The organism is Rhizobium sp. 268 (genome assembly GCF_036571585.1).
GTDB lineage: Bacteria > Pseudomonadota > Alphaproteobacteria > Rhizobiales > Rhizobiaceae > Rhizobium > Rhizobium redzepovicii.
The window spans coordinates 37,461-58,486 of sequence record NZ_JAPPSO010000021.1; the positions used below are offsets into that span (position 1 = coordinate 37,461).

Consider the following 21,026-nt stretch of genomic DNA (forward strand, 5'->3'; position numbering starts at 1 on the left):
GTTCCGCCAGTGCCAGACTTTACAGATCTAGCCGCAGCACACCCTTTGCGCGCGATACGCAGGGGATGAACCGGTGGCTGCGGGCGTCTTTCGACAGGACCGCATCCCTGTGGATCGGCTGGCCTTCCAGGAAGCCGCACTCGCAGGTCCCGCATACGCCGTTTTCGCAAGATGGCATCAATAACACCCCAGCCGCGCGAATTGCAGACAGCGCTGACGTGTCGGCCGGAACCGGAACCTCCGTCCCATTGCGCAGGATGATCGTGAAGGGCTCCGATGGACTGTCGTCGTTCGCGGAGGGGTGGAACGCTCGAAATGCACCAAATCCTCCGGCCAATTTACGGTGGCTCGCGCGATTGCCGCCATGAAGCCCGGCGGACCGCAGTAATAAACCTGCGCATCGCTTTGACGGGCCGAGAGCAAGGCTTCGATATCCTGTCTTGTCTCGGGCTCGTCGTCGAAGTGAAGTCGCAGTTTGCTACCGTCGATAGCCTGCTCGATCACTGCCAAGAGGGGCGCGACCGCGCGACTGCGGGTGAAGTAGTGCAACTCGAACGGTTTGCCCTGCCGGTTCAAAACGCTTGACATCGCCAGGAGAGGCGTGATGCCGATCCCGCCTGCCAACAGCAGGACCGGCCCATGACCTTCGTTCAGCGGAAAATGGTTGCGCGGCGCAGAAACCGGCAAAACGGTACCAACGCAAACGCCATCATGAAGCCACGCCGAGCCGCCACGACCGTCCGCCTCCCGCTTCACGGCGATCGTGTAGCGGCAGAGCTCGGCTGCGTCACCGCACAATGAATATTGGCGAACCCGCCCGTCGGGCAGGTGGACATCAACGTGAGAGCCCGGTTCGAAGGCTGGCAGTAGGGGTTTGCGCGGATGCTCGAGTTCGACGACGAGCACGCCCCCCGGTTCTTTGCGGGTGGCGACAACCTTCAGCTTCATGATGATACGTGGTGATGCCATGTCGTTCACTCGTCCAACGGAAGAATGGGATCGCCGGGGCGGATGATGCCACCAACCTCGATCGCGCAATTCAGGCCGGAGCGGTTCAGAAGACCGTCGTAAAGCCCGGGAATGCCGAGCAACTCTTCGATATACTTGCAGGGAAAGTTCATCCGCGCTGCCCGAAGAATTGTTTCGCCTACCCGAAAGCGTTTGCCGACAAGATGACTGAGCGGGACGCCGCGGGTGGTAAGATTGCGTCTATGATCATCAGGCGTAAGTGCGGCTTTAAACCCCGGGATCTGTGGCTCACCTTTGGCCATTGCCTCGAGAACCTCGACCTCGATCAGCGTGACGTCGCGAACATCGGGTTTCGGTGAATAGGTTCCAGTGCCAAGATAGTAGCGGTCGCCAACAATTCCACGCCCTGCAATGAGCTGCGCTTCCGCCAGTTCTTCCATTTCGTAGGACGCTGCCGGCGCAATATGGATATGGAGCAGCTTACCCTGCCAAGTCATGCATCTGCCCTATCAAGCCTCGGTCCGGACCGTCAAGCGAAGACCATCTCAGCTTTGTTTACCGGATATTGGTGCTCGGCTGTGGAATGACAAATCCCACCAGTCATTGCACCCGTCGCCGCTCTTCCTCAACTTTGGCGGAGAACTGGTCTTCTCAACAGTGCCAGTTTGATGACTTGTTTCTGGTCCAGTTTCAATTTTCATGCGACTGGCGGTCGTCGGGGAAGGGCCTGTCGTGATTGTCTGGGTTTGGATATGCCGAATGCGACTTCAGAATTCTTCTGTCACTGTCTCAATCGCTATCAGAAGCAGTTGGATCCCCCGGTCAATCTGCCTCGGGCTCAAGGCTGAATAACCCATGACAAGTCCGAGCCTGTCCGCCGTCACAGTGCCTGGTTGCGGGTCATAAAGAGGTGAGATGCAATAGACGCCAATACCGGCGCGTCGCGCGATTTGCAGCAAGTGTGTCTCGGACGATCTCGGCAATTCGTTGAACCAGACCACGACATGCAATCCGGCATCGGCACCCTCCACCGTAATCCGTTCGCCGAACGCGCGCTGCAGCGCGTTCAACAAAGTCTCCCGGCGATCTCTGTTTAGCCGCCGTACGCGCCGCACATGGCTTTCATAGCCTCCGCTTTCGATCAAGGATGCCAGGGCTTCCTGCTCGGTTACCGGTGAATGCCTGTCGAACAGTTGCTTGGCGGTTGCGCATACGTCTTGCAGTTCCTGCGGGACAACGAGATATCCGATGCGCATCATCGGCGATAGCGTTTTTGAAATCGTCCCGAGATAAACGACGTTGCGTCCAGCTTCCAGACTATGGAGTGGAGGCACCGGACTGATATCGTAGCGGTACTCGCTGTCGTAGTCGTCCTCGATCACATAGGCGTCGTTTTCCCGCGCCCATTCAAGAAGCTGATGACGGCGAGAAATTGGCATGACCCCGCCGAGCGGAAATTGATGGGAAGGGGTGACATAGGCCAGCCGGGCTCGCACAGCCTTCAGAAGTTCGGTCTGCAAACCCTCGCCATCGACAGCTATGGAGACCGGAGAGGCGCCGGTGCTGGCGAAGATCTGGCGCGCCATGCGATAGCCGGGGTTTTCCATAACGAAGTCGCTGCCAGGGTCGAGCAGAAGCCGTGCACAAAGATCTAACCCTTGCTGAGAGCCATTCACGATGATGATTTGCTCCAGCTCGCACCGCAATGTGCGGGCGCGCCATAGATACCCCTGCAATGCTTGCCGCAACCGCAAAGATCCCCGCGGGTCGTCGTAGGCCAATCGGCCCGGTCGCTGAGCGATGACCGCGTTGACGGCTTTCCTCCACGCACGCGCCGGGAAATCGGACGGGGCGAGATCTCCATAACGGAAATCAATCATGACGGAGCTCGGCAGATAATCCAGCCACGGCGGTATCGCCTTAAGTCGTTCGCCATAGGCCGACAGGCGCTGAGCACTCTGTTGCTGCCGCATGGCAGCTCTCAGGCGGTGTCCGAAGGGCACGGCAGTGACCCGCGGTCGGGCTCCCTGGCGCAGTTCCACGAAACCCTCCGCCGAAAGCTGCTCGTAGGCGACCGTCACCGTCGTTCGCGAAACGCCAAGCTCGTTCGCCAGATTTCGAGATGACGGCAGTTGACCGCCGGTGTCATAAACGCGGCTCACGATCTGATCCTTGAGCGCCTCGTAGATCTGGCGCGCGCCCATCTTCCTTGCGCGATCCTGACTTGCTAACTGGACCATTTTCTTTCCGCATAACTGGCTATTTCTTGCGGACCAGTATGCTGCCACTGTGGTCGAAAGCAAAGAGGATAGCGCGAAGCAATGACTGGCAGCGGCGAACACGGCGATTTTCAGGACCACTCCGAACCGTCGCAGGGCGTGCAGCTTGGGTTTGATACCCGTGCAATCCATCACGCGTTCGATCCGGTTGGGTTCTCGAGAGCGGTCCAGCCTCCGGTCTTTATGACATCGACCTACGGCTTTGAGAGTGTGGCGGCAAATGACGCGGCGGCAGCGCTGGGCGGCAGGCTCTATGCCCGTGAATATAACCCAACGACCGAAATTCTCGAGCGAAGGCTTGCAAACCTTGAAGGAGCCGAGGCGGGTCTCGTGGTGTCGACCGGAATGGCCGCCTTCGGCGCCCTGGTCCTGTCACTGTTGTCGCAAGGCGATGAGCTTGTGGTGCACAAGACGCTTTACGCCAATACGGTTGCCATGGTCGAGCAAGGTCTGCCTCGCTTCGGCATCAAGGTCGTCTCCGTTGACCTTTCGGATCCGCGCAATCTCGACGCGGCAATCACGGAGAAAACCCGCCTGGTCTATTTCGAGACCCCCGTCAATCCGCTGAGCGCTATTCTCGACATCTCGGCAATCGCAGAGCGAGCCCACAAACGGAATGTCAAAGTCACGGTCGATAGCACATTCGCCTCGCCAGCCTTGCAACGCCCGATCGAGCACGGCGCCGACATCGTGCTGCATTCTCTGACAAAATACATCAACGGTCATGGCGACACACTCGGTGGCGCCCTGCTGGGCGACGCGGAAACGCTGAATACATTGCATGAGACCGGCCTGCGCTACATCACCGGGGCGACGTTGTCGCCGCACTCCGCGTTCCTCATCATGCGCGGCCTGAAGACGCTGTCTCTGCGGATGGCGAGACATAGTGCTTCGGCGCTTTCGATCGCGCGCATGCTCGAGGCGCATCCCGCTGTCGCCTGGGTGAGTTACCCGTTCCTGGACTCCCATCCCGATCAGACGATCGCCCGCAAGCAAATGTCTGATGGGTCCGGCATGCTTGCCTTCGGCCTTCATGCTGGGTTCGACGGTGCCAGGACAATGCTCGACCGGCTACAGTTGCTCACGCGCGCTGTAAGCCTGGGTGACACCGACAGTCTCATCTATCATCCAGCCAGCATATCCCGGGCGCGCCAGTCGATCAGGAAAGACGCACACTTGATCGAAGGGGTCGGGGAAGACCTCCTCCGTCTCTCTGTCGGCCTTGAGGATGTTGGCGATCTGATCGGCGATCTGCGTCAGGCCCTTCAGGTCCTATGATGGAACTATAGCATCGCCATTCAAATATCTCAGCGAGCAAGACGAACGCGCCGGCAACATCTCCAGCGCCGGCACAAGGTCAGTATCGTTGGTGACGAGCACCACCTGGTCGACGTCGCCGCTTAGGGCGTCGTCGTAGAGGTGAAGCGCCAGATTCACATCCGACTGCTTTTCCTCGAGCTTCCAGACCTAATTCTTGTAGCAGTCGCGCGGCCAGCGCTTCGGATCGTCTGCGGGAACGATATGCTGGTTGGCCTTGTAGATCGAATAACGGCCCATCACGAAGGACAGCTTGCCACCGCAATGCGTCGTCAGGACATTATGATACTGGGCCTGCGACGATACGGAATCCTCACCCTTCGCGGCACTTTCGATGATCTTTGCGGTGAAATACTTAATCGCGCAGTCCGGATGCAGCGTCATCGTCGCCGGCGCGGCGTCCGGCGCTGGCCGGTAGAGGATCGACGGCAGAATTTGTGTTTCGAACAGGGTGAGAACCTCCAGCCATTTAAATGCGGTCTTGCGAAGACAACCATAGTACAGATTGTAGCCGTCGATATAAATGCGTGTTCGTAACGCTGACACTCCTTGCTCCTAAGACATAAAAAAACTAGCTTGCGCCGGCGACGCGAAACTGGATGGTGATGTACGACTGGCTCGACGATATTTGTGATGATGTCGTTCTCGCCCATCCGCTGAAGGTCAAGGCGATTGCCGACGCCAAGATCAAGACCGACAAGATCGATGCGACGCACATCTGCTCAGAGCCGATCTGGTACCCGAAGCCTGGGCGCCGAGATCGCGGGACCTTCGCGTCGCGCTGCGCGAGCGGATGTTTTACGTGCGCCTGCGCACGATTACGAAAAACCGGATCGTCACGGTGTTCGACCGCTATCCGGAGCAGACGGCACAGCTGAAGAAGCTTCGGTGACCTGTTCGGCAAGGCCGGCCGCGTCCAGCTGGCTCAAGTTAACGTCTCGGAGATCGACCGCATCCAGATCGATCGTGGTCTTGCCTTCATCGGCGACATCGACATGCGGATCAAACAGTCGGAAGCAACGATCTGGGCGATGACCAAGGCCAATGCCAACGTCAAGCTGTTGAGGACGATCCCCGGCATCGGCGAGCTCTTCGCAAGGCTGATCGATGCGGAGATCGACGACATATCGCGGTTCCGCCACTCGAAGAAGCTTGCCGCCTATGCCGAAGTTTAATCTTGCTTCTGTCAAACAAAAACCACCTCGTACGAACTTCTCCAGCCTTTCGATCCGTTCGGCCTCGCGAACTTCGCGCTGCTCGACCTCATAAACGGCCGCATTTCTCCCGCAATCTTTCATGGACCCCTATAAGAGCATTCGAAGCTGCTCGTCTTCTGTCCAAGCCCTGTACTTGATTTCGGCGATCAATGTCGATTGCAGCCAGACGTCATTCTGCTAGCGGGCGCCAATGACGATCGCAGGGAACGGAGGCAAGGGTCGTCCAATCCTTCACCACCTCGGACCTGTACTCCATCGCACAAACTGCTAGAAAGAGCGCCCGCGGAAATTGGAGAAATCGTCCGCTACCGGACGCGGACGGTAGCTGTGGAACTAAAAAACCATTTGTTTTCCGGCCGCCAGAAGGAAGCTCAAAGATATGAACATGGCCTCGAAGATTGCGAAATCCCCTGTTTTCCCGTCCATTGGCGCCCTGCTTGCAGAGGCTCGTCAGGCTCGCGGCTATTCTTTGGACGACGTCGCAGAGACCACTGGTCTCACTGTGGCCGAGGTGACAGCTCTTGAGAGCGACGAGGATTTTGACGCGTCAAGGATCCGAAGGACCGCCGCCGCCCTGGGAGTTTTAGACAAAATTTGAAACACGCGTCGCGCTGAAGTCGTTACGCAGCTGCCATAAGGAGGGTGCCTGCAGCAGCTCGCCGGGATACGGGACGCGCTTAATGGGAAGCCCTTCAACGCTCCTCAGACTATAGGGCCATCCAGGCTTCAGGCTCAGCCAGGCTGGACGCTTCCGCCTATTCGGCTGGCGCGAATAAATTGGCTAGCGCCTGAAGTCATTCGTCCCACCCTTGCTCTGAAGAGACGCGTGCGCGTCAGCTTGCCGACCCCGATGGTGGAAACCCGGCCAGCGATCATCGCAGCACGGTGATCAACGAGCGATCTCACCGCATTTATCCTCCACCAATCGCAACACTGGCGACGCGCCATATGCGCGGTACGTCTTGAGGTCGACTTGAACCATCGGGCCACGCGGCGTGTGCATGGTGACGGTGCTGATATCGACGTCAATACCGGATTTGTGTACGTCGCGGATTGCGTCATTCATTTGTTGAAGCGCTGTACCGAGTCTTTCCTCAGCATGCTTCTGTCTCGTGAGGTAAGGTGTCATGGTTGACCTGATTTTTTGCTGCTTGTGTCGCTTATGCGTTTATTCGGGATAGCGCTACATATAGATAGGCGTTTCGGGCAAACCATCGAGCATACTCCTCTTTAGTCTAGGAATGGTGGCCGGTCGCCAAGTAGCTGCTATGGCATTTCGGCCTTTTTGACTTTCGGATTATTCCGTCCAAAGGGCGGGAGGCGGGGCGAAAATATGCCTCCCGATCGTTGGGAGAGCTCCGGTATCGCTCCAGCACCAGCGCATCCCATTTGGCATTGACAGTTCTTCGCTCTCGACATGGCCTTAAGCTCGTTGCGCCACATAGAACGCCATGCCGAAGTTTTTATTTCGTCCAGTTGGCGCCATTTCAAAATCAGATTCCACGATTGAAAGAAATATTGGCATCATGTCGTTATCATAAGTGCATTAAATCGATAGACTATAACAACAAACAAAGGTGTCGCCGACATGAAAATTTTGGGTCTTGTGGGAAATGTAAAACGACCATCGCGAACGGCCTCCCTAGTGGAAGCAACCGTGTCGGCAGCCACATCGAAGCTGGGTCTGGACGGGCGAACCATAGAACTGGTCGACGCTGCCCCCATGCTCTTCAAGGCGCTTCGATCCGATCAGCTGGATGCGGAGGGGCGGGCGATCATCGACGCAGTCGAGGAGGCTGATGTGCTGGTTGTCGGGTCGCCGGTCTACCGGGCGTCGTATACAGGCGCCCTCAAGCATCTTTTCGATCTTGTCGACTACCGCGCACTTACCGGAAAGCGGGTCATTCTCGCTGCCACAGGCGGCACACCGTTGCACGGTTTGATGACTGAACATCAGCTGCGCCCGCTGTTCGGTTTCTTCAACGCCCTGACGCTCGCGACGTCGATCTACGCCACCGAAACCGATTTTGCGGATTATGAGATCACCAGTCCAGTGGTTCGCGAGCGCATCGAGCGCGCCGTTTCAGAACTGGCGCAGGTCCTGCCGGCCTCCAATCAAACCGCTGCCGCTCGCGCTCATGGAAACCGTCCAACGCTCGTCGCCGCGTCAGCCTAGCCGTTCCAAGAGGGAGTGTATGATGTCCTATGCCAGCAGAGAGCCGGTCAAATTCGCTTACTGGGTCCCGAATGTTTCGGGGGGCCTTGTCATTTCCAACATCGAGCAGCGTACGAGCTGGACAATCGACTACAACAGAAAACTGGCGCAGATCGCGGAAGCCAGCGGTTTCGATTATGCGCTGAGCCAGATCCGATTCACGGCCGGCTATGGCGCCGAATTCCAGCATGAATCTGTTTCCTTCAGTCATGCGCTGCTGGAATCGACGACGACACTGATGGTGATCGCCGCAATCCTGCCCGGTCCATGGAACCCGACACTGGCGGCCAAGCAGATTGCGACGATCAATCAACTCACCAATGGCCGTGTCGCCGTCAATGTCGTCAGCGGCTGGTTCCGCGGCGAGTTCCACGCGATCGGCGAACACTGGCTGGACCATGACGAGCGCTACCGCCGATCGGAGGAATTCATCCGCGCACTGCGCGGTATCTGGAACGAAGACAATTTTACGTTCCACGGCGATTTCTATCGCTTCAACAATTATTCGCTGAAGCCCAAGCCGATCGATCCGCAGCCGGAAATCTTCCAGGGCGGCTCCTCGCGCGCGGCGCGCGACATGGCATCACGTGTTTCCGACTGGTACTTCACCAACGGCAACACGCCAGAGGAAATCAGCAAGCAGGTCGCCGATATTCAAGGTAAGGCAAAAGCCAACGGCCACTCGGTGCGCGTCGGCGTCAATGCCTTCGCAATCGTGCGTGAGACTGAAGAGGAGGCCCGCGCCGTTCTGGCCGAAATCATAGAAAAGGCCAATCCCGAGGCTGTCAACGCCTTCGGCCATGAAGTGAAAAATGCCGGAAAATCCTCGCCGGAAGGTGAGGGGAACTGGGCGAAATCCTCTTTCGAGGATCTGGTTCAGTACAATGATGGTTTCCGCTCCAATCTCATCGGCACACCCCGCCAGGTCGCCGAGCGAGTTGTGGGCCTGAAGCGCGCCGGCGCCGACCTCATCCTTCTCGGCTTCCTGCATTTCCAGGAAGAGGTCGAGTATTTCGGCAAGCACGTCATCCCGTTGATCCGCGAATTGGAAGAAGCCGAAACGGCGACGGCAGTCGCCGCCGAGTAATCGCAACATGTTGTCGGCCGGCCGGAAAGCCGGCGGCCTCAAACAATGACAGGCCAAGAACCGGGTGGTTCGTGGAGGGATAGCGTGCGCCTATGAGTCCAGCTGGGTTCCTGGCGCGCCATCGAAGCAGGGGCGTACACACTATGACATTTGCCTTCGGAGGCTTGGGAGCGGAGCCGGTTCCGCCGGACGTTCAGGAGCACTTGGCAGGCTTGGACAGAGGAACGGGCGCGGCCTGGACGTCGCCCATTGAAGCCGGCGCAACGGACGGCATCGTCCTGGCGCTGGCCGGCATCGATCTGTCCTTCGGTGGCGTCGTCGCCTTGAAGGATATCGATCTGTCCGTACGGCGCGGCGAAATCCTCGCCATTATCGGGCCTAACGGTGCTGGCAAGAGCTCGATCATCAATGTGATCAGCGGCGTATACCGACCCGATCGCGGTTATGTGTGGCTCTCCGGGCGGCGCCATGCCCAGGTCCCGACGCAGAAACTTGCCCGTCTCGGCATTGCTCGCACGTTTCAAAACCTGGCCTTGTTCAAGGGTTTGAGCGTTCTCGACAATGTCGTGGTTGGACGAGCGCACAAGACGCGGTCTGGCTTGGTCGAACAGATCGTCGGCCTCGGTCGAGCCCGCACGGAACAGAGGGATGCCCGCAGTCGGGCTTTGGAGGTGCTCGAGTTCCTCCACCTTTCGCATGTTAGCGATCGTCTGGTCGGTACACTGCCTTATGGTCTGCAAAAACGGGTGGAATTGGCGCGCGCGCTGGTGGCCGAGCCCGATATCCTGCTGCTCGACGAGCCGATGGCCGGCATGACGGCAACGGAAAAGAACGAGATGGCCGATTTCGTGCGCGCCGCACGCGATCGTTTCGGTACGACAGTCGTGTTGATCGAGCACGATATCGGGGTCGTCATGCACCTCTCCGACCGCGTCGCCGTGCTCGACTACGGTCGCAAGATCGCCGATGGAACACCCGACGAGGTCCAGCGCGACCAGCGCGTGATCGATGCCTATCTCGGTGTCGCCCCTGAGAACGAAAACGGCGAGGGCATCTGATGACCGATTTCGACTGGTTGTTCTTCACCGAGGTCCGCGTCGGCGGCCTTCTCTCCGGCGTGATGTATTCACTGGTCGCGATCGGTTTCGTGCTGATCTACAAGACATCCGGCGTCCTCAATTTCGCGCAAGGCGCGATGCTCCTGTTCGCGGCGCTCACCTTCGTGAGCCTGACGGAACGCGGAATTTCCTTCCCGCTCGCATTCGCGATCACCTTCGCGATCATGATCGTCATCGGAATTGCCGTCGAGCGCGCGGTATTGCGGCCGCTGACCAACAAGCCACCGATCACGCTCTTCATGGCGACGCTCGGCCTCTCCTACGTCATCGAGGGGGCTGCCCAACTGATTTGGGGCACGCAGGTGCATGGCCTTGATCTCGGTATCGAGGATGTGCCGTTCGACGTCGGTGGTGTCTACATCAGTCAATTTGACATTTTCGCAGCGATCGTTGCCGCCTCGATGGTGCTGCTGCTCTCTGTCTTCTTCCGTTACACCCGCATCGGGCTTGGTTTTCGCGCCGTCGCCGACGATCAGTTCGCGGCGCTCGCCGTCGGGTTGAGGCTGCGTTGGATATGGGCGACGGTCTGGGCCGCTGCCGGTCTGGTCGCGCTGGTCGCCGGTCTGTTGTGGGGAGCCCGCGTCGGGGTGCAATTCTCTCTGTCGCTGATCGTCCTAAAGGCCCTGCCGGTTCTCGTGCTCGGCGGGTTCGACTCGATCCTCGGTGCGATCGTCGGCGGATTGTTGATCGGTGCGTCCGAAAAGCTGGCCGAAGTCTATATCGGCGAATATTTTGGCGGCGGCATCGAGGGCTGGTTTGCCTACGTCATCGCGCTCGCCTTCCTCCTCGTGCGCCCTTCCGGCCTGTTCGGCCAGAAGCTTGTGGAAAGGGTCTGACCGATGTCCACGAGCACCCATGATCTTCCGACATACAGTTTCCCCGCCCGCTGGGCGACGCCATTGGCCTGGCTTGCTATTGTCTATGTTGTTGTGCCGCTTCTCGGGTCCGACTATCTGTTCGAGGCTATCCTGCTACCGTTCCTGGCGCTCAGCCTCGCCGGCCTTGGTCTCAACATCCTGACGGGTTATGCGGGGCAGGTGTCGCTGGGAAGTGCTGCCTTCATGGCTATCGGTGCCTTCGCCGCGTTCAATTTCAATCTTCGCGTCGACGCTCTGCCCTTGATCGTCAGCATGGTTCTTGCTGGTCTCGCAGCGGCCAGCATCGGTCTGGTATTTGGCCTTCCAAGCTTGCGCCTCAAGGGCTTTTACCTTGCGGTATCGACGCTTGCAGCGCAGTTTTTCGTGCAGTGGGCGCTGACCAAATTCAGCTGGTTCTCCAATGAGTCCGCATCCGGCGTGATCGATGCGCCGCAGCTTTCGGTCTCCGGCTTTGTTTTCGACGGACCGATTGGGCGATACTATTTCGCACTGACGGTGGTCGCCGTCCTCACGTTGCTGGCCTATCGGTTGGTGAATTCGCAGACCGGCCGCAATTTCATCGCCGTGCGCGACAATGAGACAGCGGCACGGATCATTGGCGTGCCAGTGCTGAAAACCAAGCTTCTGGCCTTCGCAATCTCCTCCTTCATCATCGGCATCGCCGGAGTCTTGTGGGCGTTCGCCTATTTGCGCACGGTCGAGCCGGCCGGTTTCAATCTCGACCGATCGTTCCAGGTCCTGTTCATCGTCATCATCGGCGGACTTGCCTCGATCCGCGGCGCCTTTTTCGGGGCGGCGCTGATCGTCGTGTTTCCGTTGGTCCTGTCACGGCTTGGCTCCTTCCTGCTCGGCGATATCTTCAATTCGGGCGTGCTGGATATGAGCCAGCGCATCGTGCTCGGCGCGCTCATCATCCTCTTTCTGATTCTCGAACCGGATGGGCTCGTCGCCCTTTGGGGTCGAGTCCGAAAACGAATCGGCGCCGCCATCGTGCGGTCCTGATCGAAACGGAGCCATCAAGGCTCTCGAATGCCAACAGCCTTCATCAGATCAACCCGGACCGGCGCCTTGCCCCGGTCGATACCCGGAGTAAGTCCAAAAATGACGATCCTCGCCAAATCAAAGATCGCGGCTCTTGCCGCCGGCCTCGCCTTTTCGGTGGCCGTGCCTATGGCCCATGCTGACGAACAATATTTTCCGCTCCAGAGCTATCGCGTCGGCCCCTATGCTGCCGGCGGCACCGGCTTCTTCGGTGGCTTCATCGATTATCTGAACCTGATCAACACGCGCGACGGCGGCGTCAACGGCGTTAAGCTGACATGGTCGGAAGCTGAAACGCAGTATGAGGTCGAACGTGGCGTCGAAGCGTACGAGCGCCTGAAAAGCAACCCGAACGTTGCCGCCTGGAACCCGCTTTCCGTTGGCATTGCCTATGCGATGATCGATCGCATCACCGCGGACAAGGTGCCGTTGATCACCATCAACCATGGCCGCACGGATTCTACCGATGGCCGCGTTTTCCCCTATGTCTTCCCGCTGCTGCTTAATCCCTACAGCGAAACTTCCGGCATCGTGAACTATATCGCTTCCAAGGAAGGCGGGCTTGAAAGCCTGAAGGGCAAGAAGATCGCCGTGCTCTACCACGGCTCGCCCTATGGTAAAGAGACAATCCCCATCTACGATCTGCTGGCGAAGAGATACGGATTCGAGCTGCAGCAGATCGAGGTGCCGCATCCAGGCAACGAACAGCAGTCGCAGTGGCTGACGATCCGGCGCGCCAAGCCAGACTACGTCGTCCTGCGCGGTTGGGGCGTGATGAACCCGGTTGCGCTGAAGACCGCAGCCAAGGTTGGCTTCCCAGCGGATCACATTATCGGAAACGTCTGGTCCAATTCAGAAGAAGACGTCATCCCCGCGGGTGATGCAGCCAAGGGCTATACGGCGATCACCACACAGGCTTCGGGAGCCGAATACCCGGTCGTTCAGGAGATCGTCAAAACGATCTACGACGCCGGCAAGGGGAACCTGGAAGACAAGAAGCGTATTGGCTCGGTCTACCACAACCTCGGTATCGTCAACGGCATCCTTAATGTCGAGGCGATCCGCATCGCACAGGAGAAGTTCGGCAAGCGGACGCTCACCGGCGACGAGGTCCGCTGGGGCTTCGAACACCTTCAGCTCGATCCGGCGCGTGTCGAGGCGCTCGGAGCCAAGGGCCTGTTCCACTCGATCAATGTCACCTGGGATAACCATGAGGGCAACGGCTACGTGACTTTCCAACAGTGGGACGGGAAGAAGTGGAACGTTGTCTCTGACTGGATCGCGCCGGACTGGGCACTGTTGCGGCCCATCATCGAGAAGTCTTCCGAAGCCTATGCGGCCGAGAAGGGCATCAAACTGCGCACGGCGGCGGACGCCGAGGCGGCGACCAACTGATCCCTTCAAGCCGCGCCTGATAACAGGCGGGCTTGAAGAGCCGGGCGCGAGGGTGGTGCCTCCCTCTCCAACCTCGCGCCCTCACTCAATCCGGCCTTTTAAGGCAAGAGGAACACGATCATGGCTCTGGAAACCACCCTGCTTGCGGTCGATGGTCTGAAGGCGACGTACAATAACGCCATCTCCGCGCTCGACGGCGTCGGTTTCCACCTGGCGCGCGGTGAAATCCTGGCGCTCCTTGGCGCCAACGGTGCGGGGAAGACGACGACACTCAAGGCGTTGTCCAATCTGCTTCCCGCCGAACGTGGGCAGGTCGTTTCCGGCAGCATCTGCTTCGACGGGCTCGATGTCCTGCGCACAAGCCCTGCTGCACTGGTGCGTGCCGGTCTCGTGCAGGTGCTTGAAGGTCGCCATTGCTTTCGCAGCCTGACAGTCGAGGAAAACCTTGTCTCCGGTGGGCTTGGCCGCGGCAGCACGCGCGCTAAGATCGCCGAAGATATCGAGAAGGTCTACACACGTTTTCCCAGGTTGAAGGAAAAGCGACGTGCACTTTCCGGCCTGACCTCTGGCGGCGAGCAGCAGATGACGGCGATCGGCCGGGCGCTGATGTCGCGGCCGCGCCTTCTAGTTCTCGACGAGCCATCCATGGGATTGGCGCCGCTCGTAGTCCAGGACATTTTCCGGACGCTGCGCCACCTCAATCGCGAAGAGGGTCTTTCCATCCTTTTCGCGGAGCAGAACTCCGCTATCGCAATGAAATATGCCGTTCGCGCCATCATTCTCGAAAACGGCGCCACGGTGCTGACCGGTGACGCACAGGATCTGCGCGGGCGCGACGATATCAAGTCTTTCTACCTCGGCAAGAGAGCCGTGGCTCCCTCCATCCCGGCCGTTGTCGGCTAACCACAATTCAAGAGGAGACACCACCATGACCCTTTCCACTAATAATACCGAGTATGCCGCAAAGGCTGTACCCCCTGTTCCGCGCCCGTCGGAACCAGCCCACATCGTCAAGACTGATGCCGAAGCGATTGCCATTGCCAAGACACTTGCGGCAGAGTTCATCAAGGATTCGGCCGTGCGCGACCGGGACCGTATCTGGCCGGTGAAGGAACTGGACGCCTTTTCGCAAAGCGGTCTCTGGGCGATCAACGTGCCGAAGGCGTTCGGCGGTCCCGAAGTCTCCTATGCGACGCTTGCAAGGGTGATCGAGATCATCTCGGCGGCCGATTCATCGATCGGGCAAGTTGCGCAAAACCACCTGGGCGTCGTGGCCGCGATTCGGACGGTTTCGGACCCAGCCCAGCAAAAGCTGTTGTTCGCCGAAGTGCTGAGGGGCACGCGCTTCGGCAATGCCTTCTCCGAATTCGGATCCAAACGCGCGGTGGATTTCGAAACCAAGTTCATCGATGCCGGCGATCATGTCGTTGTCAACGGCCACAAATTCTACTCATCAGGCGCGTTGCTCGCGCATCTGGTGCCGATCGTTGCACTCGATAGCGAGGGCAGAGCCTGGTATGCGATTGCCGAGCGCGATGCGCCAGGTTTGACTGTCATCGACGACTGGTCCTCCTTCGGCCAGCGTACCACGCTGTCGGGGACGGTCCTGCTTGACAATGTCAAAGTGCCGAAGACGCACGTGGTGCCCGGCTACAAGGGGTATGAGGTGCCAACTGCGGACGGAGCGATCTTCCAGATTATCCAAGTGGCGGTCGATACCGGTATCGCGCAGGCCGCGATAGACGAGACCGTTAGCTTTGTGCGCACCAAGAGCCGCGCCTGGGTGGATTCCGGTGTCGACAACGCCTGGGATGATCCCTACACGATCCAGGCGATCGGAGACTTGACGCTACGACTGCATGCGGCGCAGGCGTTGCTTGAAAAGGCAGGTTATGCCATTGACCGGGCGATCCTGGATCCGAATGCGGAGACCGTTGCGGAAGCCCAGATTGTTACCGCCGAAGCGAAGATCCTCTCCACTGAAATTGCGATTGCGGCCACCAACAAGTTGTTCGAGCTGGCGGGAACGCGCTCTACCCTTGCGGAGCACGGGCTTGATCGCCATTGGCGCAACGCCCGCACCCATACCCTCCACGACCCAGTCCGCTGGAAGTATGCTATCTTGGGAAAGTATTTTTTGAATGGCGAGAAGCCACCTCTGCATGCCTGGAGCTGAGGTTTCCGATCTGCAAAGCACCCTGTGGTCAGGGCTTTGTGGAGTATGCCTTGCAGCGCTTAGAAGATAGTAGGCGGCTTTCGCCTTCGTCTACGCTTCAGAACGCCTCGCGATCTCGCCGCCAAGGCAATATTTCACTGCCTTTAGACACGCAGGCCAATTATTCCAATCTAGGTCGCGGCCAGAGCTACTTGTGGAAGCGTCTGGACGAATCGGTCTGCGTGCCGCCTTCACCGATGAGCGATCAACATTGTCTGCCGGTCATTTTGAAGACGGCTTCCTGTCCCCAACAAAGGACATCCGAACGACAAGCTGCCCTCCGACGTTGGTCGTCTTGGCCCTGGATTGCGATAGACAATTCATAGAATGTGAGCTTCTACGTCTGCGGTTTGCTCTGGAACTGGTAACCTTCCTATATCGTTAGTGAAGTAGGGGAATGGGGGCGACGACCGCCCCCAAATTGCGCGCAAGGACTGTCCGAGTTACAAGGCTATTTGCTTCCGATGTTGAGTGCGGCGCGCCTGTCCATCTGGCAGGACAAGGGCGCGCCGTTACTTCTCATCAGGTTGCTTCGAGAACCATGTTGAGCGGGGTCTTGGCCGTCAGCCGGACGTGCTTGAACCCGCCTGACTGGATCACCTCTGTCAATCGTTTCTCTCCCGCCTGAGCGCCAAGTGCTAATCCCGTCTCCTGCGCCAGCGAGGTGGGAACGCAGATCATCGTCGAGGCGGAGTAGTAGAGCCGTCCAACCGGATTGATATTCTCCTCCAGTGTATCTGCGGCCATTGGTTCGACGACCATCCATGTGCCGCCCTCATTCAATGCTTTCCGAATATGAGCCGCAGCGGCTTTTGGGTCGCCCATGTCGTGCAAGCAGTCGAAGCAGGTGATCAAATCGAAATCTCGGCCGTCGAAGTCCTGCGCCCGGCCGATCTCAAAGCACACGTTCGTCAGGCCATCTGCCCGTGCGTGGGCGGTCGCGGCCGCAATCGAATCCGCATGGAAGTCGTAACCGATGAACCGAGAATTCGGGAAAGCGTGTGCCATCAGGATCGTCGACAGCCCATGTCCGCAGCCGACGTCGGCCACAGTCGCGCCCGCCTTCAACTTGTCGACGACGCCATCGAGCGCTGGCAGCCAGTCCTGCACGAGGGCATTGACATATCCTGGGCGGAATAGTCGCGCGACGGCGCAGAACATGCAGCCAGCCTGATCCCCCCAAGCGACGCCTCGACCGGTTTTGAAGGCGGACTGCACCTTCGGCTGGTTTTCGACCATAGCGGCAGCCGTATCGAATCCTCCGATCAGATTGACCGGACTGTTAGGTTCAGCAAACACGAGAGCCTGCTCGGGTGTGAGCGAGAACAATCCTTGCTCATGGTGCACATAGCCTGAGGCGGCCTGTGCCGCCAGCCACTCGCGCACATAGCGAGGTGCGCAGCCCGAGGCATCGGCAAGTTCGTCGGCCTTCACCGGCCCAATCTCCTTAAGTTTCCTGTATAGCCCTAGAGCATCTCCGATCCGTACCAGCGGCACGCTGACCGCTCCGCCAATGTCGCCAAGGACGCAGCCCACAAGTTCATTGAGTCTGGTTTCGTTGACGTTCGTCATGTCGGATTCCTCCTGGTTTGTGGCGCCCTCTCGCCTTGCTGTTCAAGGGTTGGCAACAGGGTTCTGCGAGCACCTTTCGTACCAATCGAATTTCGCCGGGAACCGTTGAATTATTCAAGTTTCATTGTCACCAAAGGCGGGGCGGCGCGTAGGGTCGCCGACATGTCGTGTCTCCGCCCCCGATCTACTAGCGCGATGAAATGGAAGTTCATGGGCTGGGCGACACGGAACGGTCGAATGGCCTGCTGCCGGTTTATCGGACACGAGGTTAAGCTAATCCCACCTTTGTTTCAAAGTCATTGGGGCTGAGATAGCCCAGTGTCGAGTGGCGACGCTTCGGGTTGTAGAAGCGCTCGATGTAATCGAACACATCGGCTCTGGCGTCATTCCTCGTGCGATAAACCTTCCGTGCCGTTCTCTCCGTTTTCAGTGAGGAGAAGAAGCTCTCCATTGCAGCGTTGTCCCAGACATTTCCAGAGCGGCTCATCGAGCAGGTGATGCCGTGATCTCCCATGAGGCGCTGGAACTGCTCGCTGGTATATTGGCTGCCCTGGTCGGAGTGATGCAGCAGAGCATCTGGTTTTCCTCGACGCCATATCGCCATGATCAGCGCATCTGTGACGAGTTGGGCTGTCATGTTGGCATTCATCGACCAGCCGACGACACGGCGTGAGAACAGGTCGATGACGGCTGCGACATACAGCCAGCCTTCCGCGGTCCAGATATAGGTGAAGTCAGCCACCCATTTCTGGTTCGGACGGTCTGCCACGAACTGGCGGTCCAGCACGTTAGGCATGATGACGGCACGGTCACCGGCATCCTTTGGCAAGCCACGCCGCCTCGGTCTTGCCCTGAGCGCATTCAAGCGCATCAGCCGCTCAATACGATGGAGGCCACAGGATAACCCTTCCTCAAGCACATCGTGCCAGACCCGTCGGGCACCATAGGTGCGGTCGCTGGACTGGAAACTCTGCTTGATCCTTTCCAGCAGGACCTCGTCATGGCGTGCATGTTCGCTCAGAGAGCGATTGAACCAGGCGTGGAAACCTGAACGAGAAACTCCCAGCGCTTCACAGAGCCATGCCACCGGCCAGATCGAGCGGTGCTTTGCAACGAACGCGAACTTCATATCGCGTCCCTGGCAAAGTAGGCTGCGGCCTTTTTTAGGATATCGCGCTCTGCCTTCAGCTTTGCGACTTCACGACGGAGCCGCTCGATCTCAAGCTGCTCCGGCTTCATTTGCCCTTTTCCGGGAAAGGATTGGCTGGGATCGTCGCCGTATTCCCGAACCCATTTGCGCAACACATTCTCGTGGACATCAAGATCACGGGCAGCCTGCGCAACGGCAACCCCACGCTCCCTGACCAGCTTCACCGCCTCAAGCTTGTACTCGCGGCTGAATATTCGTCTTTGCATTCATGCTCTCCGGTTTCAGGAGGAACACCTTAACTCGATGTCTATGAAACCGGCAGCAGGCCAGAAGGAGGTATCCACGATCGCCGGGATATTGATGTAATGGAGGCACCTCAACCATCGAAGCAAATTCCTAATTGGAAGACTCTGGGACAAGGTCATTCCACACCCCCAGACCGATCGAGGTCATACTATCGCGGATTGCCCTTCACCACCTCCCCAATCGAGCAGCCCTTCTACACTCGGTGAATGACGTTCTGTTGAATCTCAAGGTCCAGCGTCTCGGTGATGAGTAGCGTTGGGGTGAGCGTCGCCAAGGGGTCTAGACCGGCGACGCGGGAGTCGGTATTTGCAGACGCAAGCAGCATTGGCTAAAACACGCCGACACATCATCGCAGATATAAGGCTTCTCATAGTGAAAAAAGTGCAACGCAGCTTTGCCGTCGAGTACAAATCAGGTCGGCGAACACTCAATTCTAAGCCGAACTCGATCTGGGGAGACATGGATCTCAAATCCGTTGCTCAAGATCTGCAGGACGAGGCAATGCCGTTTATGTCATCAACTCCTCAGGCAATAAGCAGCGAGATGCTTGTATCCGGAGAAGAACAGGCCCGGCCGTTATTGACAGTGCCGATCGAGCAGGAGACAAATGCATCGGCTTTACAGGAGACCACAATGGCCGACGAAAACGCTACGATGACCAATGCTGACACGCCGGCCGCCACGGCGCCCGATGTGCCGAAAAAAATCCGCAAACCTCGCGCCAAGAAGGCTGTGCCTGAAACGGGCTCGGCAGCCGTTTCTCTGGAACCGGCTGCGGCTTCGAATGCTACCCCCGGAAAGCAGAAAAGAGGACGCAAAGCAAAGTCTGACGAAGGTGCGACAATCGCCAGACGTGCGCCTGTCAAACGTGCTCCGAGGGCAGTGCAGGCAGCGGCCGCACCGTCGGAGGCTGCAGTTGATGAGATCGCGGATCTTCTGCAGCTCGAAGAGGAAAACCAGAGACTGCGAAAGCTGCTGGCGGAAAAGCTTCGTGCAGAAAATGCCAATCTGCGAAAGCGACTCAACCTCGGTTGATTGGCAGCAGGCGGTCAAGCGCTGGCCGCATTCTCATGCTTATTGAAGTGGATTTTGGCGGCGGTTCGTTCTGCCTCCAACGTTTCACTCGCTGTTTGCATGCGCAGTAGAATCCGAGGTCGACTACAATGGCGTCTCCATGGAAACTTCTTGCCCGGCTGGTGTCCCCGCGACGGCAGCAGAGGCAAGAACACGGCTCGACTGATGACGAGAAGCCGGAAGCATTGGCCATCACCAAGCCGACCGAAACAGCAGCCAAAAACGAGTTGGCCGCTACAGACCGTCCAGCGGCCGAAAAGCCATTTCTTGACAGTCACTCCGCGGCCGTGTCAGTCGACGCGGATCATTCCGAAGAATCGGCAAGCGCTGTTGATGGTCGCGCAGATATCGAAGGCGCAAAGTCGGCGGAAGCGGCTGATCCGGCTTTGCCCGATGGGGCCAATGCAGCCGCGCGTGCCGCACCGAAGACCTTTCGAGTTGGCGATGGTCAAACGCGAAAGCGCAGCATGCGGCGCACGAAAGTGGAAGAGATCGCGGTTGTTCTCCCACCGTCTCGAACTGTTTCTGCCACTTTTGAAGATGCAATCAATCTTGATGAAGAGATCAGGCTGCTCCGGGATCAGCTAGCGCGCAAGCTTCAAATACAGAACACACAATTAAAGAGGATGCTGCAGCGCTTTGAGCGCTGAACGCGTCCATAGACCCGAGGCCGACATTTTTCGTGGCTACATGGACAACCTGAACGGTTGGCGAGGCGTCCCACCATTCCTCAACTGCTGTTAGGATCCGGTTTGGCTCTCTCCGCAGCGACTCCCAATTTTCCGGATGGCTGCGAGATAAGCCAAATCAAGGCCTGGCGCGGCAACGACCGGATTCAGCGGGGCAATTGAAAGAGAACGCCGATCCCCGGACTTCCGTCGTTGGTCAGATGTTGACCCGCGACCGGCCCCTGAAAGACGAACGTCATGGAATCCGCGGCTCTTTGCGGCGCATCGCTGCCGACTCTTCAATAAATTCACGATAAGCCGAGCCGCTTCCGTTCACTTAGCGCTATGGCCGGGAAGCACGTGGCACCCCAATAAGGTCGTCGGATCTGCTGTTCGAGAACCCTATAAAGCCCAAATAAACGTTGTGGAAGAGCGAAGCACCTCATGAAAATAACAGCTCGAGCTCCGCACGATCAGATTGACTATCACACTTGCTTGCTTGCTTACGGACGGTTCGTTCCAATT

The 21,026-nt window shown here is 58.3% G+C and carries 20 protein-coding genes and 2 pseudogenes; 13 read left to right on the forward strand and 9 right to left on the reverse strand.

Annotated elements, in window-relative coordinates:
• Positions 1 to 19: 19 nt before the first annotated feature.
• From OS035_RS29485 to pdxR, 4 genes are all read right to left on the reverse strand, one after another.
• On the reverse strand, positions 20 to 262 hold the full coding sequence (locus tag OS035_RS29485) for a 2Fe-2S iron-sulfur cluster-binding protein (protein WP_245488051.1): 243 nt from the start codon (positions 260 to 262) through the stop codon (positions 20 to 22).
• On the reverse strand, positions 178 to 969 hold the full coding sequence (locus OS035_RS29490) for a ferredoxin reductase (protein ID WP_245458338.1): 792 nt from the start codon (positions 967 to 969) through the stop codon (positions 178 to 180). The genes OS035_RS29485 and OS035_RS29490 overlap by 85 nt, the downstream gene beginning before the upstream one ends.
• Positions 970 to 974: 5 nt before the next feature.
• Positions 975 to 1,466, reverse strand: a complete 492-nt coding sequence (locus OS035_RS29495) for an MOSC domain-containing protein (RefSeq protein ID WP_063474948.1) — start codon at positions 1,464 to 1,466, stop codon at positions 975 to 977.
• A gap of 270 nt (positions 1,467 to 1,736) precedes the next feature.
• Positions 1,737 to 3,209, reverse strand: a complete 1,473-nt coding sequence (pdxR, locus tag OS035_RS29500; RefSeq protein WP_128409257.1) for a MocR-like pyridoxine biosynthesis transcription factor PdxR — start codon at positions 3,207 to 3,209, stop codon at positions 1,737 to 1,739.
• A gap of 81 nt (positions 3,210 to 3,290) precedes the next feature.
• On the opposite strand from pdxR, the gene OS035_RS29505 reads away from it, so the two are divergent.
• The gene (locus tag OS035_RS29505; RefSeq protein WP_063474950.1) at positions 3,291 to 4,526 is read left to right on the forward strand and encodes a trans-sulfuration enzyme family protein; all 1,236 of its coding nucleotides are present in this window, start codon (positions 3,291 to 3,293) and stop codon (positions 4,524 to 4,526) included.
• Here OS035_RS29505 and OS035_RS33625 read toward each other — a convergent pair.
• Both OS035_RS33625 and OS035_RS29510 read right to left on the reverse strand, forming a co-directional pair.
• Positions 4,521 to 4,688, reverse strand: a pseudogene (locus tag OS035_RS33625) (NYN domain-containing protein); the annotation flags it as partial. The gene OS035_RS29505 and the pseudogene OS035_RS33625 sit on opposite strands and share 6 nt — an antisense overlap.
• A gap of 27 nt (positions 4,689 to 4,715) precedes the next feature.
• Positions 4,716 to 5,111 carry a hypothetical protein gene (locus OS035_RS29510; protein ID WP_331814528.1) on the reverse strand — a complete coding sequence of 132 codons (396 nt, stop codon included), beginning with the start codon at positions 5,109 to 5,111 and terminating at the stop codon, positions 4,716 to 4,718.
• A gap of 38 nt (positions 5,112 to 5,149) precedes the next feature.
• Here OS035_RS29510 and OS035_RS29515 point away from each other — a divergent pair.
• Positions 5,150 to 5,731, forward strand: a pseudogene (locus OS035_RS29515) (transposase); the annotation flags it as partial.
• A gap of 430 nt (positions 5,732 to 6,161) precedes the next feature.
• Positions 6,162 to 6,380 (forward strand): helix-turn-helix domain-containing protein, encoded by a 219-nt coding sequence (locus OS035_RS29520; RefSeq protein ID WP_063474951.1) that lies wholly within the window; start codon positions 6,162 to 6,164, stop codon positions 6,378 to 6,380.
• A 291-nt stretch (positions 6,381 to 6,671) separates the two neighbouring features.
• Here OS035_RS29520 and OS035_RS29525 read toward each other — a convergent pair whose 3' ends face one another.
• On the reverse strand, positions 6,672 to 6,911 hold the full coding sequence (locus OS035_RS29525) for a hypothetical protein (protein ID WP_063474952.1): 240 nt from the start codon (positions 6,909 to 6,911) through the stop codon (positions 6,672 to 6,674).
• Positions 6,912 to 7,370: 459 nt separating this feature from the next.
• Here OS035_RS29525 and msuE point away from each other — a divergent pair, with 459 nt between their 5' ends.
• The 8 genes from msuE (at position 7,371) to OS035_RS29565 (ending at position 15,692) form a co-directional block, all read left to right on the forward strand.
• Positions 7,371 to 7,958 carry an FMN reductase gene (gene msuE, locus OS035_RS29530; RefSeq protein WP_331814531.1) on the forward strand — a complete coding sequence of 196 codons (588 nt, stop codon included), beginning with the start codon at positions 7,371 to 7,373 and terminating at the stop codon, positions 7,956 to 7,958.
• 22 nt (positions 7,959 to 7,980) lie between these two features.
• The gene (gene sfnG, locus OS035_RS29535) at positions 7,981 to 9,084 is read left to right on the forward strand and encodes a dimethylsulfone monooxygenase SfnG (RefSeq protein ID WP_331814533.1); all 1,104 of its coding nucleotides are present in this window, start codon (positions 7,981 to 7,983) and stop codon (positions 9,082 to 9,084) included.
• A gap of 143 nt (positions 9,085 to 9,227) precedes the next feature.
• Complete coding sequence (locus OS035_RS29540; RefSeq protein WP_331814535.1) at positions 9,228 to 10,142, forward strand: ABC transporter ATP-binding protein; 915 nt, start codon at positions 9,228 to 9,230, stop codon at positions 10,140 to 10,142.
• Positions 10,142 to 11,038, forward strand: coding sequence for a branched-chain amino acid ABC transporter permease (locus OS035_RS29545; protein ID WP_331814537.1), 897 nt, complete (start codon positions 10,142 to 10,144; stop codon positions 11,036 to 11,038). Before OS035_RS29540 ends, OS035_RS29545 begins: the two co-directional genes overlap by 1 nt.
• Positions 11,039 to 11,041: 3 nt before the next feature.
• Complete coding sequence (locus OS035_RS29550) at positions 11,042 to 12,082, forward strand: branched-chain amino acid ABC transporter permease (RefSeq protein WP_063474957.1); 1,041 nt, start codon at positions 11,042 to 11,044, stop codon at positions 12,080 to 12,082.
• Between the two features lie 99 nt (positions 12,083 to 12,181).
• On the forward strand, positions 12,182 to 13,516 hold the full coding sequence (locus OS035_RS29555) for an ABC transporter substrate-binding protein (protein ID WP_331814538.1): 1,335 nt from the start codon (positions 12,182 to 12,184) through the stop codon (positions 13,514 to 13,516).
• Between the two features lie 120 nt (positions 13,517 to 13,636).
• Positions 13,637 to 14,419: an ABC transporter ATP-binding protein gene (locus tag OS035_RS29560; RefSeq protein ID WP_331814540.1), complete on the forward strand. Its 783-nt coding sequence runs from the start codon at positions 13,637 to 13,639 to the stop codon at positions 14,417 to 14,419.
• A 25-nt stretch (positions 14,420 to 14,444) separates the two neighbouring features.
• The gene (locus tag OS035_RS29565) at positions 14,445 to 15,692 is read left to right on the forward strand and encodes an SfnB family sulfur acquisition oxidoreductase (protein ID WP_331814542.1); all 1,248 of its coding nucleotides are present in this window, start codon (positions 14,445 to 14,447) and stop codon (positions 15,690 to 15,692) included.
• A 561-nt stretch (positions 15,693 to 16,253) separates the two neighbouring features.
• Here the strand turns inward: OS035_RS29565 and OS035_RS29570 are convergent.
• On the reverse strand, positions 16,254 to 17,303 hold the full coding sequence (locus tag OS035_RS29570; protein WP_128409190.1) for a class I SAM-dependent methyltransferase: 1,050 nt from the start codon (positions 17,301 to 17,303) through the stop codon (positions 16,254 to 16,256).
• Between the two features lie 268 nt (positions 17,304 to 17,571).
• A protein-coding gene (locus tag OS035_RS29575) for an IS3 family transposase (protein WP_130784467.1) occupies positions 17,572 to 18,719 on the reverse strand; the annotation gives its coding sequence in 2 pieces (ribosomal slippage) (positions 17,572 to 18,470 and positions 18,470 to 18,719; 1,149 coding nt in all).
• 412 nt (positions 18,720 to 19,131) lie between these two features.
• Between OS035_RS29575 and OS035_RS29580 the strand changes: the two genes are divergently transcribed.
• A complete protein-coding gene (locus OS035_RS29580) occupies positions 19,132 to 19,794 on the forward strand; it encodes a transcriptional regulator (protein ID WP_331814561.1) in 663 nt (220 codons plus the stop codon).
• Positions 19,795 to 19,922: 128 nt separating this feature from the next.
• Positions 19,923 to 20,483 carry a hypothetical protein gene (locus OS035_RS29585; protein WP_027688402.1) on the forward strand — a complete coding sequence of 187 codons (561 nt, stop codon included), beginning with the start codon at positions 19,923 to 19,925 and terminating at the stop codon, positions 20,481 to 20,483.
• Positions 20,484 to 21,026: the final 543 nt, after the last annotated feature.